General features: G+C 72.3%; 10 protein-coding genes and 3 pseudogenes. 9 read left to right on the top strand and 4 right to left on the bottom strand.

Annotation, left to right across the window (positions count from 1 at the left end; genetic code table 11):
* On the top strand, positions 1-1,164 hold a 1,164-nt coding region (locus RH94_RS46155; RefSeq protein WP_267893373.1), incomplete at its 5' end, for an outer membrane protein assembly factor BamB family protein.
* Positions 1,165-1,571: 407 nt separating this feature from the next.
* Here RH94_RS46155 and RH94_RS17255 read toward each other — a convergent pair.
* From RH94_RS17255 to RH94_RS17245, 4 genes and pseudogenes are all read right to left on the bottom strand, one after another.
* A complete protein-coding gene (locus RH94_RS17255) occupies positions 1,572-1,760 on the bottom strand; it encodes a hypothetical protein (RefSeq protein WP_073948473.1) in 189 nt (62 codons plus the stop codon).
* A gap of 219 nt (positions 1,761-1,979) precedes the next feature.
* Positions 1,980-3,451, bottom strand: a pseudogene (locus tag RH94_RS43680) (tetratricopeptide repeat protein); the annotation flags it as partial.
* 1 nt (position 3,452) lies between these two features.
* A partial coding sequence (locus RH94_RS43675) for an AfsR/SARP family transcriptional regulator (RefSeq protein ID WP_234425839.1) occupies positions 3,453-4,928 on the bottom strand: 1,476 nt, incomplete at its 3' end.
* A 111-nt stretch (positions 4,929-5,039) separates the two neighbouring features.
* Positions 5,040-6,547: pseudogene (locus tag RH94_RS17245) on the bottom strand (CehA/McbA family metallohydrolase).
* A gap of 82 nt (positions 6,548-6,629) precedes the next feature.
* Here RH94_RS17245 and RH94_RS46360 point away from each other — a divergent pair.
* The 8 genes and pseudogenes from RH94_RS46360 to RH94_RS17205 all read left to right on the top strand — a co-directional run.
* Positions 6,630-7,007 (top strand): helix-turn-helix domain-containing protein, encoded by a 378-nt coding sequence (locus RH94_RS46360; protein ID WP_079189075.1) that lies wholly within the window; start codon positions 6,630-6,632, stop codon positions 7,005-7,007.
* Between the two features lie 151 nt (positions 7,008-7,158).
* Entirely contained in the window at positions 7,159-7,512 is a 354-nt protein-coding gene (locus RH94_RS17235) for a hypothetical protein (protein WP_073948471.1), read from the top strand.
* A 7-nt stretch (positions 7,513-7,519) separates the two neighbouring features.
* Positions 7,520-8,161 (top strand): DUF5819 family protein, encoded by a 642-nt coding sequence (locus tag RH94_RS17230; RefSeq protein WP_073948470.1) that lies wholly within the window; start codon positions 7,520-7,522, stop codon positions 8,159-8,161.
* Complete coding sequence (locus tag RH94_RS17225) at positions 8,158-9,162, top strand: HTTM domain-containing protein (protein WP_073948469.1); 1,005 nt, start codon at positions 8,158-8,160, stop codon at positions 9,160-9,162. The genes RH94_RS17230 and RH94_RS17225 overlap by 4 nt, the downstream gene beginning before the upstream one ends.
* A gap of 15 nt (positions 9,163-9,177) precedes the next feature.
* A complete protein-coding gene (locus tag RH94_RS17220) occupies positions 9,178-10,026 on the top strand; it encodes a serine hydrolase domain-containing protein (protein ID WP_073948468.1) in 849 nt (282 codons plus the stop codon).
* A gap of 60 nt (positions 10,027-10,086) precedes the next feature.
* A complete protein-coding gene (locus RH94_RS17215; protein WP_073948467.1) occupies positions 10,087-10,293 on the top strand; it encodes a hypothetical protein in 207 nt (68 codons plus the stop codon).
* Between the two features lie 86 nt (positions 10,294-10,379).
* A complete protein-coding gene (locus RH94_RS17210; protein WP_073948466.1) occupies positions 10,380-11,813 on the top strand; it encodes a phytoene desaturase family protein in 1,434 nt (477 codons plus the stop codon).
* A gap of 187 nt (positions 11,814-12,000) precedes the next feature.
* Positions 12,001-14,099: pseudogene (locus RH94_RS17205) on the top strand (bifunctional FO biosynthesis protein CofGH); the annotation flags it as partial.
* Position 14,100 lies beyond the last annotated feature (1 nt).

The following is a 14,100-nucleotide window of genomic DNA, read 5'->3' as shown; positions in this document are numbered from 1 at the left end:
CCGGCGGCGCCGCCCGCGCTCCCGGAGACCGCGAGCGGCTGGCGTCCCTGGCGCTTCCGCATGTCCAACGACGTCTGGGGCACCCCGTCCGTCGCCGACGACCTCGTCTACGTCACCTCCTTCGAGGTGCACGCCCTCGACGTGGCCACCGGCCGGCGCCGCTTCAAGACCCGGGACGTGGCCTGGTCGATGGTGGTCGCCGACGGCCGGGTCCACGCCTCCGACGGGCCCACCCTGTTCGCCCTGGACGCCCGCGAGGGCGCCGACCTGTGGCGGCTGCAGACCGACGCCTGGGTGTACTCCCTCAAGGCCGACCGCGGCACGGTCGTCACCGGCACCCGCGGCGGCGGCGTCCAGGCCTGGGAGGCCGTCGGCGGCCAGAAGCTGTGGGAGATCACCGGCTGCCAGACCGACTTCGAGTCCCCCGAGGCCGGCCCCGTCGTCCACGACGGCACGGTGTACGTCTGGCAGGACGCCCGCCTGCGCGCCCTGGAGGCCCGCACCGGCGAGGAGCGCTGGTCCTACCCCATCGGCGACGCGGCCTCCTGCGGCGGCGTGCCGGTGCGCGTCACCCCGGCGCCCGACGGCTGCGTCTACGTCTCGGCCGGCACCCGCGTCATCGCCGTCGACATCGCCGGCGGCCACGTCCGCTGGCACTTCGAGGCCCCGGCGGTCTTCCTGTCCCCGCCGGCCTTCGCGCCGGGTCCGGCGGTGGCCGGCGGCGGGGTGTACCTGGCCGACTACCTCGGCACCGTCTACGCCCTGGACGCCGCCGACGGCCGCGACCGCTGGCGTATCGCCACCGAGGCCCGCTCCGGGATCGACCCCGTGCTGGTCGCCGCCGGGCACGTCCACGTCGGCAGCGGCAACGGCCTCTACACCCTGGACGCGGTCACCGGCACCCCCAAGTGGCGCTTCCAGGCGGGCGGCGAGATCGTCGGCTCCCCGGCGGTCGCCGAGGGCCGTATCCACTTCGGCTCGACGGACCACCTGCTGTACACGTTGAAGGCCGACGACGGCCGCCTGCGCTGGAAGCTCGCCACCGGCGGCGAGATCACCGGCTCGCCGGTGGTCAGGGACAGGGTCGTGTACGCGTGCAGCAAGGACCGGTGCGTGTACGCGCTGGACGCGGAGAAGGGCACGGGGACGGCGCGGACCGCCTGACCGGCGGCGGGCGCTTCGGTGACTGGTCGGTCTGGTGACGGCCGTCGTACCGGATGCACGGAAGGGGTCTCGGACGGCGGCCGTCGGTCCAGGTGGGCGGCGCACTCGTCACCGTTCCCGCACAAGACGCTACGACGGGTGCGCGAGGGCCGCCATTCAATGGCGTGCTCATGACAGAAAAGTCGCCGCCGTGACGGCACGTCGTCACGGCGGCAGCGGTTCCGGCGCGAGAGGGCCGGATCCGGAGAACGCGACGGCGGGGCCGCTGAGCCGCGCCACGAGGAAGAAACCGCGACGGGAGCGGGCCCACGTGCCGGCGGGCGGAAGGGCGACCGTGAGGGTGCCCCTCCCCGGCCGCGGCGGCTCCCCCTCGGCGCCGCCGCGGCCGGGCCCCCGTGCCAGGAGGGTTACCTGACCGGCTTGAAGGGCTCCGACGTGGCGTGCATGTCCTTCGTCGTGACGGGCTCGTCGGTGGCGTGCATGTCCTGCGTGGTCACGTCACCGTCCTCGGACCGGAGGCCGTCGGCCGCGGCCTCGGTGTCCGTCGTGCCGGTGGCGTGCATGTCCTGCGGCTTGATGACCGACTTGTCGCTCATGGGCTTGCTCCACTTGGTTGTTCGTCAACAGGACGGCGAAGCCCGCCCGGTCACTCCCCCGAGGGTGCCCGGACGGGCTTTCCCGAGCCTCCCGGACCGGTTCTCGGCGAGAGGCTCCCGCAGCGATCCATCTGCCCCCCGACGCGACGGATCGACTGGTTCGATAGTGGCCCGAGACGATAAACGAATGATGAACGCCGGGGACCCGGGCCGATGTCCTCACGCCACCTGGGCCGGGCTCAGCAGCTCACGCACCGCCGCGGCCTCGGGGGAGCCCAGCTCCTCGTAGATGCGCAGGGCCTCCTGCCAGCACACCTGGGCGCGGTCCGTCTGCCCGACGCGCGCGAGAGCGTGACCGAGCACGGTGAGCACGTTGCCGCGCCTCCACTCACCGCCGATGCCACGCAGCACCGTCAGGGCCATCTCGGCCTTGGCGGCGGCCTGCGCGGGACGTTGTGCGGCGATGTCCACCTCCGCCAGACGGAAGAGGGTCATGCCCTCCCACAGCCGCTGACGGCTGTCGCGGAAGACGTCCAGGGCCTCCCGGAGCCGTTCCGCGGCGCCGTCGAGCCGGCCTCCCTGGGTGAGGGCCATGCCGAGGGCGTAGCGGCCGTTCGCACCCCGCATCGAGTTGCCCATGGCGTCGTAGATGCCGATGCCCTGCTGGGCCAGGGCGACCGCGCTCTGCGTCCGGCCGGTCGCCAGGTGGATGCGGGAGAGGTTGCACAGCGCGCTGGCCTCGCCGGGGCGGTCGCCCAGTGTCCGGAAGAGCCGGATGGCCTCGGAGAGGTGTTCCTCGCCGTCCGCGTTGCGGCTCTGGTACAGCGCGATGATGCCGCGCGCGTTGCGGGCCCAGCAGGCGGGCAGGAGGTCGTCGGTCTGCCCGGCGAGACGGATCACCCGCTCCGCCTCCCGGTCCGCCATGTCGAAGCGGCCGCCGTCGACATGGGCGTGGGCCAGCGTCATCAACGCCCGGGCCTCGGCCCGGGCCGAACCCAGCCGCTGGGCCGCGTCGAGCAGCGCCTTCGCCGTCGCCTCGTACTCCCTGGAGTTCGCCCCCGACTCGGAGATGTCGAGCGCCGCCCAGAGCAGGTCGATCGCCCGCCGCAGCATGGACGGCCGGTCCGCGGGCCGGCGGGCGGTGGCGAGGAGGCAGTTCGCCTCGGTGTACAGCCAGTCCCGGGCGGCCCGGCGATCCGGGAACCCGAGCCCGGGGTACTCCGCCGGCGCGAGGTGATCCACCAGCCGGTCCCCCGGCCGCTCGATCGCGTACACCCCCGCCGCCGTCGCCAGGTAGAAGTCCAACAGCCGCGACATCGCCGCCTCCCGCTCGCCCGGCGGGTGTTCGTCCCGCTCCGCGCACGCGCGCGCGTAGAGGCGGACCAGGTCGTGGAAGCGGTAGCGGCCGGGGGCCGCCGACTCCAGCAGCGAGGTGTCGACCAGGGACTCCAGCAGGTCCTCCGTGTCGTCCACCGGGAGGTCCAGCACGGCCGCCGCCGCGGCCAGGGAGATGTCCGGGCCGTCGGCCAGGCCCAGCAGGCGGAAGGCGCGGGCCTGGGCCGGCTCCAGCTGGCCGTAGCCCAGTTCGAAGGTGGCCTTGACCGCCAGGTCGCCCGCCTGGAGCTCGTCCAGCCGCCGCCGCTCGTCCGCGAGTTTCGCCGCCAGGACCGAGACCGTCCACGTACGGCGGGNGGCGGCCAGCCGGGACGCCGCGATGCGGATGGCCAGGGGGAGGAAGCCGCAGGCGGCCACCACGTCCAGGGCCGCCTCGCGTTCCGAGGCGACCCGCTCCTCGCCCACGATCCTCGTGAAGAGCTGCAGGGCCTCCTCCGGGCTCATCACGTCCAGGTCCACCAGGTGCGCGCCCGCCAGGTCCACCATCCGCACCCGGGACGTCACCAGCGCCGCGCAGCCCTCCGTGCCCGGCAGCAACGGCCTCACCTGGGCCGCGTCCCGCGCGTTGTCCAGCAGGACCAGGACCCGGCGGCCGTCCAGGACCGAGCGGTACAGCGCCGCCCGGTCCTCCAGCGACTCGGGGACGGCCGCGTCCGGCGTGCCCAGGGCGCGGAGGAAGGAGCCGAGGACCGTCTCCGGCTCGGCCGCCCTCGGCCCGGTGCCCTGCAGGTCGACGTACAGCTGGCCGTCCGGGAAGGCGGCCCGTGCCCGGTGGGCCACGTGGACGGCCAGCGTCGTCTTGCCCACGCCGCCGATCCCGGCCACCGCCGAGACGGCCATCACCCGGCCCTCGGCGGAGGACAGCACCTCGCCCAGCTCGGTCACGAAGGAGGACCGTCCCGTGAAGTCGGGTACGGTCGCCGGGAGTTGGGCGGGGCGGACGGGAGCCGCCGCCGGTTCGGCCGCCGGGGAGGACGGTTCGGCGAGGGCCGGATCGGCCCGGAGGATGCGCTGCTGCAGTTCGCGCAGCTCGGGACGGGGGTCCACGCCCAGCTCGTCCGCCAGCAGGCGTCTGGTGTCGGCGTACACCGCCAGCGCCTCGGCCTGCCGGCCGCTGCGGTACAGCGCCAGCATCAGCAGCTCGCGCAGGCGTTCGCGCAGAGGGTGCGCCGCCGTCAGCGCCGTCAGCTCCGAGACCGCCTCCGCGTGGCAGCCCTGTTCGAGGTCCATGTCCAGCCGGGTTTCGAGGAGTTGGAGCCGCCACTCCTCCAGGCGGACGCGCTGCGCCTCCGCGTACGGGCCCGGTACCCCGGCCAGCGCCTCCCCGTCCCACAGGGCGAGCGCCCGCCCCAGCACCTCCCGCGCACGGCACAGGTCCCCGGCCGTCCGGGCCTTCTCGGCCCGGGCCGCCCACTCCTGCGCCACGGCCAGGTCCAGCGCGCCCTCGCCCAGCCCCCGCACGGCGTACCCGCCGGACTCGCTGACCAGCACCCCGGCGTCCAGGACCTTCCGCAGCCGGGAGGCGTACGTCCGTACCGCCGCCAGCGCCTGCGACGGCGGCTCCTCGCCCCACAGGGCGTCGATCAGCTCGGCCGCGGTCGCGGTACGGCCCTCGCGCAGCAACAGCGCGGCCAGCAGGGCGCGTTGCTGCGGGGATCCGGTGGCCAGCGGCTCCTCCCCGCGCCAGGCGCGCACCGGTCCGAGTACGCCGAAGCGCAGCGTCGCCGATTGCTCGGGACTCCGCTGCTCCGGTACTCGCGGCACACCGTCCATCGCTGCCCCCTGGCCCCTGCCGAACCGTCTCAACCGAGAGGCCAGTTTGCCTTGTTCACGGCAGATGCGTCAGCTCCCGGAGACGGTGATCACAGGCCGTCGCGCCCCGTGTCACAGGGTCCACACATCCTCTTCGCACACCGGGCCGGCCCGGTCCGCCCCCAGGAAGACCGGGTTCGTGAACGCCGCCATCACCCCCGGCACGGGGCCCGCCGCCGTCTCGTGGCGCACCTCGGCCCGTACGTAGGCCGCGCGGGCCGCCGTCGTACGCCACTCCACGACCCCCGATCCGGAGACCGGCAGCGGAGCGCCGGTCAGCACCGCGCCCTGGTCGGTCACGAAGCGGACCGTGCAGCGCGGGACGCCGGAGGCCTCCAGGCGGACGGTCACGGGGGTGTCCCGGTCCACGCGCAGCCGCTCGCCGATGCCCGCCCGCTCGCCCCGGCCGCCGGTGGCGGTGAACCTCAGCGACACCTTCCGCGACTCGGCCACGTAGGAGCGGCCCGCGCGGATGCCCGCCAGGACCGCCTCGCGGGTCAGGTCGTCGGCCAGGACGACCGTCTGGGGCATGCCCACCGCGTCCGGCGGCCGGTGGGCGTCGCTGTTGCCCATCGCCGGCAGCCACCCGCCGCGGCCTTCCCGCACCGATGCCACCAGCGTGTTGTCCCACTCGGCCAGCGCCACCTCGTCGTCCGGGGTGAAGGGGCCGTTCCAGACCTCCACGGCGTCCGCCTCGGCGAAGCCGAACTTCCAGCCGCAGCCGACACAGGTGGCGTGCGGATGGGCCGGCACGACCAGCCCGCCGGCCCGGCGGATGTCCCGGGCGAACCCGGCCCAGCGGTTCTCGCGCGCCCGGTAGCGCCAGTCGACGAAGGTGCCGGGCTCGGTCCCCACGGCCAGGACGTGGCCGTTCCTGGTCGTGACCTCCTCGCCCAGCACGACCAGCAGGTCGTCGCCGGCCAGGTCCGCCCAATGGGCGTGCGAGGCGTGGGTGTTGTGCTCGGAGCTGTTGATGAAGTCCAGCCCGGCCGCCCTGGCCCCCGCCACGATCCCGGCGGGGGTGCGGCGGCCGTCGGAGTGCCAGGAGTGGAGGTGGCAGTCGCCCCGGTACCAGTCCCGGCCGCGCCCCTCCGCCCGCCGCGGCGGGTACACCGGCGGTACGGCCGTCCCCGGCGCCCCGTACGTCAGCGTGACCGTGAGCTCGTACGACAGGCCCTGCGGGGCCACCGTGTACGGGCCGAGCGCGACGTACCAGGTCCCCGGGCCGACCGGCCCCGGAACGTACCCCGGCGTGGCGTCGTCCGCACGGAGGAAGAACTCCGACCGCGCCCCGCCCGACCAGCCGCGGAAGCCCCGGCCGCCCAGCTCGGTGCCGCGCTCGTCGAAGACGCCGAGGTCGAGCGCGTTGCCGGGGGTGCCGGCCGGGACGGACGGCCTGTCGTAGGCGTACGCGACCCTGATCTCCCGTACACCGGAGGGGACTTCGACGGGGACGTACACGAAATCGGGGGAGCCCGGCGGCAGGGTGCCGTGCACCGTCTTCGTCTCCCGGCCGTCATGGTCTGCTGCGGAAGCGAAACCCACACTCCCAACGTAAGCGCGGAGGCGGCTCCCTTCAGGCGACCCTCCTGTGACTCAGCTCACTTTCCGTGGTTTCTTTTTGCCGACTCTCGTAGGCTTTGCGCAAAGAATCGAGATGGGATGACCTCCGGCCCGGCGTCCGACCAGCGCTGCATTGCGGAGGTTGATTCCATCCGTCCTGTTGTGTCGATTTGTTCGGACCGACAGGAAAAGGTAGACAGGGGAGATCTCGCTTTGGCTACGGAGCGACCGTTTGCTGTTTCCGTGGGCGCGGCAACGCTGGCTCGGCTGACCGTCCGGGAACGTGAAGTTCTGCGAAACATGGCGAGGGGCGAGTCGAACCGCGTTCTTGCCCGTCGGCTGGGAATCGCTGAGCGCACGGTTCGGGCTCACATCACCAGCATTGTACGCAAGCTGGGTGTCGTGTCCAGGTTCGAGGCCGGATTGGTTGCGTTTCATCAGTACGAAGCCCTGGCCGGGGAGGATGTTGCCTCCTGAGGCAATGCCTCTACAGGCAATGGAGGATCGAGCTTCGAGCTGCCAGGATCGAAAGTGCGGTTCGGCATTCGTGTTTTCGAGTGCGGAAATCCGCACCGGACGCATGACCACGTCCGCACGTGGACCATCGATCACGGGGGAGGAAATCCCTATGAACATCAAGAAGATTGCCACGGCCGCCGGTGCCGCCACCGCCGGTGTCGCGCTCTTCGTCGCGGCCCAGGGCAGTGCTCAGGCTGCCCCGGCCCAGCCGGCCGCGCCTGTCACCACTGAGGCTCCGTCGCAGGACGATGCGCCGCAGGCCCTCGGTTCTCTCGCCGCCAAGGCCGCCACGTCCGCCGGCAAGGCGGCCGCCAGGGCGGCGAACAAGGCCACCGCCGTCGGCAAGGGCGCGGCTGTGGTGGCGAAGAGCAACGCCGACAACATGTTGTCGCACGGCAGCCTCTTCGCCGCGCCCGCCGACCTGCCGCAGGGGGTCACGGCCGACTCCGTCTTCGACCGGTAATCAGCGCGTGGCGAAGACGTACCGCACCACCAGGAGGGCGGCGCTGCTTGTCGGCGGCGCCCTCCTGGGCGCTCACATGACTATGGCCGCCCTGTCCCAGGCGCCGCTCAGCCCGGCAAAACTCGTGTACGGGAACCGGGTGGCCCACTACCTCGATCCGTACTTCTCGCAGAACTGGCAGCTTTTTGCCCCCACCCCCGTTTCCGACAATCGCGGGATTCTGGCCAGGGCCACCTGCGCGGATGGATCGGTGTCCGAATATTACGACGTCTCGGCTCGAGGCCTGGAAAAGGTGCGGAGTTCCCGGTTCTTTCCGTCGCGGGAAGTGCGCGTCGTCTCCGCTCAGATTCAGGAGATCACCAACAGCGAGGAGGTCCTGAGGCGTTTGCGGATCCGGCAGGCCAACGACAAGAAAACCGTCCTGCCTCCGCTTCCCCATGAGAAGGCCACCGAAGCCGAGGCGGTGAAGTCCCTCTCCCGTTACGCATACGACCAGATGCCGACCGTGTGCGACGGCAAGGTGACGAAGGTGCAGGTCCGCATGTATGTGGAGACGCTGCCGCCGTGGTCCGAGCGGAATTCGCCGTCAGCCGAAGGAAAGGTGATGGTGAAGGACTTCGCCTGGGCCGACACCAGGGATCTGCGATGAAGAGACCCGGTGCCCGACTGGATCACTGGTCCCTGCACGCGGTGGCCGTCACGGGCGTCTCCGGAACCCGTGTGCTCCTCGGCTTCGTCGGCCTCATGTACTACGTGAGTCAGTACCAGGAGCGGAACTACCTGTTCGGCCCCGACGGACTGCTGCCCCACGACGAGTTCCAGCAGCAACTGTCCGGATTCAGCTTCTACGCGCTGTCCCCTTCCCCGCTCTGGTTCCAGTTCGTCCACCACGCTGGGATGGCCGCCGCGCTGGCTGTCACGCTCGGCATCGGCGGCCGGCCGGGCCTCGCGCTGCACTGGGCCCTGCTGTGGTCCGTCTACCAGCGGCAGCCCGGACTCCTGGACGGTGGCGACAACCTGGCCTACATAGTCATCCCGTTCCTGCTGCTGACGCGGTGCTACGACCGGTTCGCTCTGCCCACCGGTCTAGCGGACCGTGTCGCCGGGCGGGTGCCCGGCCGACTGCGGGCGCTGTCCGTGCCCTTCCACAACCTGGGCGTTCTGATGGTCGCGACGCAGATCTGTCTCGTCTACGTCGTCTCCGGCCTCTACAAGGTCATGGGCGAGGAGTGGCAGGACGGCACGGCCCTTTTCTACGTGATGCGAGTGGCCGAGTTCGAACTGCCCGGCTGGTCGCACCTGGTGTACGAGAACGACTTCCTGGTCGTCCTCGGGACCTACGGGACGGTCGCGTTCCTGGTGTACTTCCCCCTGGGAGTCCTCGTCCCGGCCCTGCGCCCATGGGCCGCCGCAGCGTCGATCGGCTTCCATCTGTCGATCGCGTTCTTCATGGGGCTGACGGGCTTCGCGCTGACGATGATCGCCTGCGATCTCGTATTCCTCTCCGACGCCCTGGACTCTGCTCTCACCCGGCTCCGTACGCGCTGCCGCCCCCGGCCACGAAGGACCACCAGGCAGGAGGACACGGCACCCGGCACCCGTGCCGGTGCCCAGGGCGGGGCCGAGCCGTCCCAACCCGAACTCGTCTGACAGGAGAGACCCGACGTGCGGACACCCATCTGCCTGCTGGGCGGTCCCGGCATCCAGGACCGGGCCGCCCACGGCCATGACACGGACCGGTTCGTCGAGATCGGTTCCCTCACCAAGGTGTTCACCGGAACCGTCCTGACCCGACTGGCCCGGGCAGGAACTGTCGAGGCCGACGCACCGCTGGAGGAATACCTGGGCGACGTGCCCCGAGGGACCGGCATCACCCTCCGCCACCTCGCCGAGCACACCTCGGGCCTGCCCCGCCTGCCCACCGGGATGCCCGGCTCCTCCGGCGACCCGTACGCGCACTTCACCGAGCAGGTCCTGCGGGAGTCACTGCGCGACCTCGACCGCTCGACCGCGGACCGGCTCGGGGAGGAGCTGTACTCCAATCTTGGTTACGCCGTCCTCGGGCGTGCTCTCACCACCGCCACGGGGCTGCCCTACCAGCGCCTGGTGGACGAGTACGTCCTGCAGCCCCTGGGGCTGGAAGCGGGCGCGGTGACGGCGGTTCCCCCGGACGACAGGCGGCTCGTACCGAGGGACCTGTTCGGCCGGCCGCGCCTGTGGACGCTGACCGGACCGATCCTGCCGGCCGGTGGCCTGTGGTCGACCTGCCGGACCATGGCGGACGTACTGGTCGCCCTGCTCGTCGACCGCAGACTCGGCCCTCCTGCCCCCACCTGGCGGCGAGGCCCGTCCGTCCTGTGGCACAACGGCGCCACCCGCGGTTCGTCCGTAGTGGCCGCGGTGCACGACGACGGCCGTTGGATCCTGCTCCACCGCCTGGGCCGCCCGGCCCGTACCGATCGTCTTGCGAAACGGATCCTCGAGGCCGCCGTCCCGCCGGCCCGCGACAACTGACCGCCTACTCCGACTGCTTCCGTCCCACGTCCGGGCGTCCACCGTCACGAAGAGAGCGTCATGAGATTCGTCTGGTTCTTCTGGCTCGCCCGGCACGTCGACGAGTTCGGCTACAGCCAGGGGCCCTTGCGGGCAGTGATCGGCACGGCCGCCGTACTGCTCACGGCCCTGTTGCTCGGATACGCGCTGCGCCGGCGCCGGACGGCCGCGATCGCCGCCGCCTGTCTCACCGGCGCGGCAGGCGTCGGCTGGCTGGCCCTCCACTGACCCGTACAGAACGTTCCGCATGCGCCGGGACGACGGACGTCGACGACGGACGGTCGTGGCACCGGACCCGCCCGAGAGGACTCCTCATGACCGATGCCGTCGTAGTCGGATCCGGGCCGAACGGACTTGCCGCCGCGCTCACCCTCGCACGCGCGGGCCTCACGGTGGAGGTGTTCGAGGCACATGAACGCGTCGGCGGAGGACTGCGCACGGAACCGCTCTTCGACTCGGAGGTGGTGCACGACATCTGCGCGGCGGTACACCCCATGGCTCCGGTCTCCCCGTTCATGAAAACGCTGGATCTGGAAGCGCACGGTGTCCGGCTACTGCGTTCTCCCGCCGCGTACGCCCATCCCCTCAAAGGCGGACGGGCCGCCATCGCCTGGCACGACCTCGAGACGACCTGCGCGGAGTTGGGGCGCGACGGACGCCGCTGGCGTCACCTGATGCTCCCGCTGGCCGAGCGTTCCGGGGCCGTGGTGGACCTGATGCTGTCCGCTCAGCGCACCCTGCCGTTCTCACGTGCCCTGCCCGTGCTGGCCTCCCGGCTGACGGCGCCGGCCCTGCGCGCGGGCGGCGGACTGCGCACCGAGGCGGCCCGGGCCCTCCTCACGGGTGTGGCCGCTCACGGCGTCGGCCCGATCCCCTCACTGGCGACCGCGGCGGTTGCCCTCCTGCTGGGACACCTGGCCCACACGACCGGCTGGCCCGTGCCAGAAGGCGGTTCCGGGGCCGTCGCCGCCGTCATGGTCGCCCACTTGGAGGCACTCGGAGGCCGGATCCACACGGGCGTCAGAGTGAACGACCTGCGGGAGTTGCCCGCACGGCGCATCACGATGCTGGACATTTCGCCCCGTGAGCTGGCCCGGATCGCTCCCCTGCCCCGAGGCTACCTCCGCCTGCTGACCCGCTACCGGTACGGCCCGGGTGCCGCGAAGGCGGATTTCCTCATCGAGGGATCCATCCCTTGGACCGACCGGCGTCTCTCCGCCGCCACCACGGTCCACCTGGGGGGCGAGCACGGCACCGCCTCGGAGCTCGCCATTGCCGAGAGGGCGACCGCCAAGGGACGCAGAGCCGAGCGTCCTTACGTCATCCTGGTCGATCCGGCGGCGGCGGACCCCTCGAGGGCCGTCCGGGGGCGCAGACCGGTATGGGCCTACGCACACGTGCCCCACGACGACACCCGTGACCCCCTGGCGGTGATCCGCGCCGCCGTCGAGACGCACGCCCCGGGCTTCACCGACACCGTGCTCGCGGAACGTGGTGTGTCCGCGGCGGAGTTGGGTGCGTACAACGCCAACTACGTGGGCGGGGACATCGGCTGCGGAGCGATGACTCTGCGGCAGACGCTCGCCCGTCCCGTGCCCCGGTGGAACCCGTACCGGACACCGCTTCCCGGCACCTGGCTGTGCTCCTCGGCGACTCCGCCCGGTCCCTCGGTGCACGGGATGTGCGGGTACTACGCGGCGACGGCGGCTCTGGCGGAGGCCGGACGCCCACGGCGTGCGGACAGGTGAGTGCCGACCGGCCGGTACGGGCAGGCGGGCGAGGCGCGGATCGTCCGGGTCTCCCGGCCGCCGTCCGCGGCCCCGGCGCCGCTCGCGGAGGTCACGCCTCCCACCGTAGGCGCCGCGACCGCACCCGGCGCGCCCGGAGACCGGGAACGCCTGTTTGCCCTGATCACCGCGACCGTATGCTCGAAGGATGACGACTTCCGCGGCTTCCGGAACCGGCCCCACCGAGAACTCCATGCGTCGCGCCCTCAAGCGTGCCCGGGACGGCGTCGCCCTCGATGTCGCCGAGGCGGCGGTGCTGCTGCGGGCCCGTGGCGAGCACCTCCGGGACCTGGCCGCCTCCGCCGCCCGGGTGCGGGACGCGGGACTCGAGGCCGCCGGGCGGCCCGGTGTCATCACGTACTCCAGGAGCGTCTTCGTCCCGCTGACCCGGCTGTGCCGGGACAAGTGCCACTACTGCACGTTCGTCACCGTGCCCGGCAGGCTGCGCCGCGCCGGTCACGGGATGTTCATGTCGCCCGACGAGGTGCTGGACATCGCCCGCAAGGGCGCCGCGCTCGGCTGCAAGGAAGCCCTGATCACCCTCGGCGACAAGCCGGAGGACCGCTGGCCGGAAGCGCGCGAGTGGCTGGACGCGCACGGCTACGACGACACGATCGCCTACGTCCGCGCCGTCTCCATCCGGATCCTGGAGGAGACCGGCCTGCTGCCGCACCTCAACCCGGGCGTCATGACCTGGACCGACTTCCAGCGCCTGAAGCCCGTGGCCCCCTCCATGGGCATGATGCTGGAGACCACGGCGACGCGCCTGTGGTCCGAGCCGGGCGGCCCGCACCACGGCTCCCCGGACAAGGAACCGGCCGTACGGCTGCGGGTGCTGGAGGACGCCGGCCGCTCCTCCGTGCCCTTCACCTCCGGGATCCTGATCGGCATCGGCGAGACGTACGAGGAGCGCGCGGAGTCCCTGTTCGCGCTGCGGAGGGTCTCCCGCGCCCACCACGGCATCCAGGAGCTGATCATCCAGAACTTCCGCGCCAAGCCGGACACGGCCATGCGCGGCACACCGGACGCCGAACTGGACGAGCTCGTCGCCACGGTGGCGGTCGCCCGGCACATCATGGGCCCGTCCGCCTGTCTGCAGGCCCCGCCCAACCTGGTCGACTCCGCGTACGAACGGCTCATCGGCGCCGGCATCGACGACTGGGGCGGCGTCTCCCCGCTCACCATCGACCACGTCAACCCCGAGCGCCCCTGGCCGCAGATCGACCGGCTCGCCGAGAAGTCCCGGGCGGCCGGCTTCGAGCTGCGCGAACGGCTCTGCGTCTACCCGGAGTTCGTCACGCGCGGCGAGCCCTGGCTGGACCCCCGTCTGCTCCCGCACGTGACCGCCCTGGCCGACCCCGCCACGGGCCTCGCCCGCGAGGACGCGACCGTCGAGGGCCGGCCCTGGCAGGAACCGGACGAGGCCTTCACCGCCACCGGCCGCACCGACCTGCACCGCACCATCGACACCGCCGGCCGCACCACCGACCGCCGCGACGACTTCGACGAGGTCTACGGCGACTGGGAAGCGCTGCGCGAGGCGGCCGCCCCCGGCATGGCCCCCGAGCGCATCGACACCGACGTACGGGCCGCCCTGCGCACGGCCGCCGACGACCCGACGAAGCTGACCGACACCGAGGCCCTGGCGCTGCTGCACGCCGACGGCCCGGCGCTGGACGCGCTGTGCGGGGTCGCGGACGACGTCCGCAGGTCGGCCGTCGGCGACGACGTCACGTACATCGTCACCCGGAACATCAACTTCACCAACGTCTGCTACACCGGCTGCCGTTTCTGCGCCTTCGCCCAGCGCCGCACGGACGCCGACGCGTACACGCTGTCGCTGGCGCAGGTGGCCGACCGCGCCCAACAGGCCTGGGACGTGGGCGCGGTGGAGGTCTGCATGCAGGGCGGCATCCACCCGGACCTGCCCGGCACGGCGTACTTCGACATCGCCCGCGCGGTGAAGGAGCGCGTCCCGGGGATGCACGTGCACGCCTTCTCCCCGATGGAGGTGGTCAACGGCGCGGCCCGCACCAACCTGTCCGTCCGCGAGTGGCTGACGGCCGCGAAGGAGGCCGGCCTGGACTCCATCCCCGGTACGGCCGCCGAGATCCTCGACGACGAGGTCCGCTGGGTCCTGACCAAGGGCAAGCTGCCCACGGCCACCTGGATCGAGGTCGTGACCACCGCGCACGAGCTGGGCATCCGCTCCAGCTCGACGATGATGTACGGCCACGTCGACCAGCCN

Origin of the sequence: Streptomyces kebangsaanensis (assembly GCF_001906585.1) — a bacterium.
GTDB lineage: Bacteria > Actinomycetota > Actinomycetes > Streptomycetales > Streptomycetaceae > Streptomyces > Streptomyces kebangsaanensis.
The sequence above is the reverse complement of the archived record's forward strand: the minus strand, read 5'-3'. Positions and strand labels throughout refer to the sequence as shown.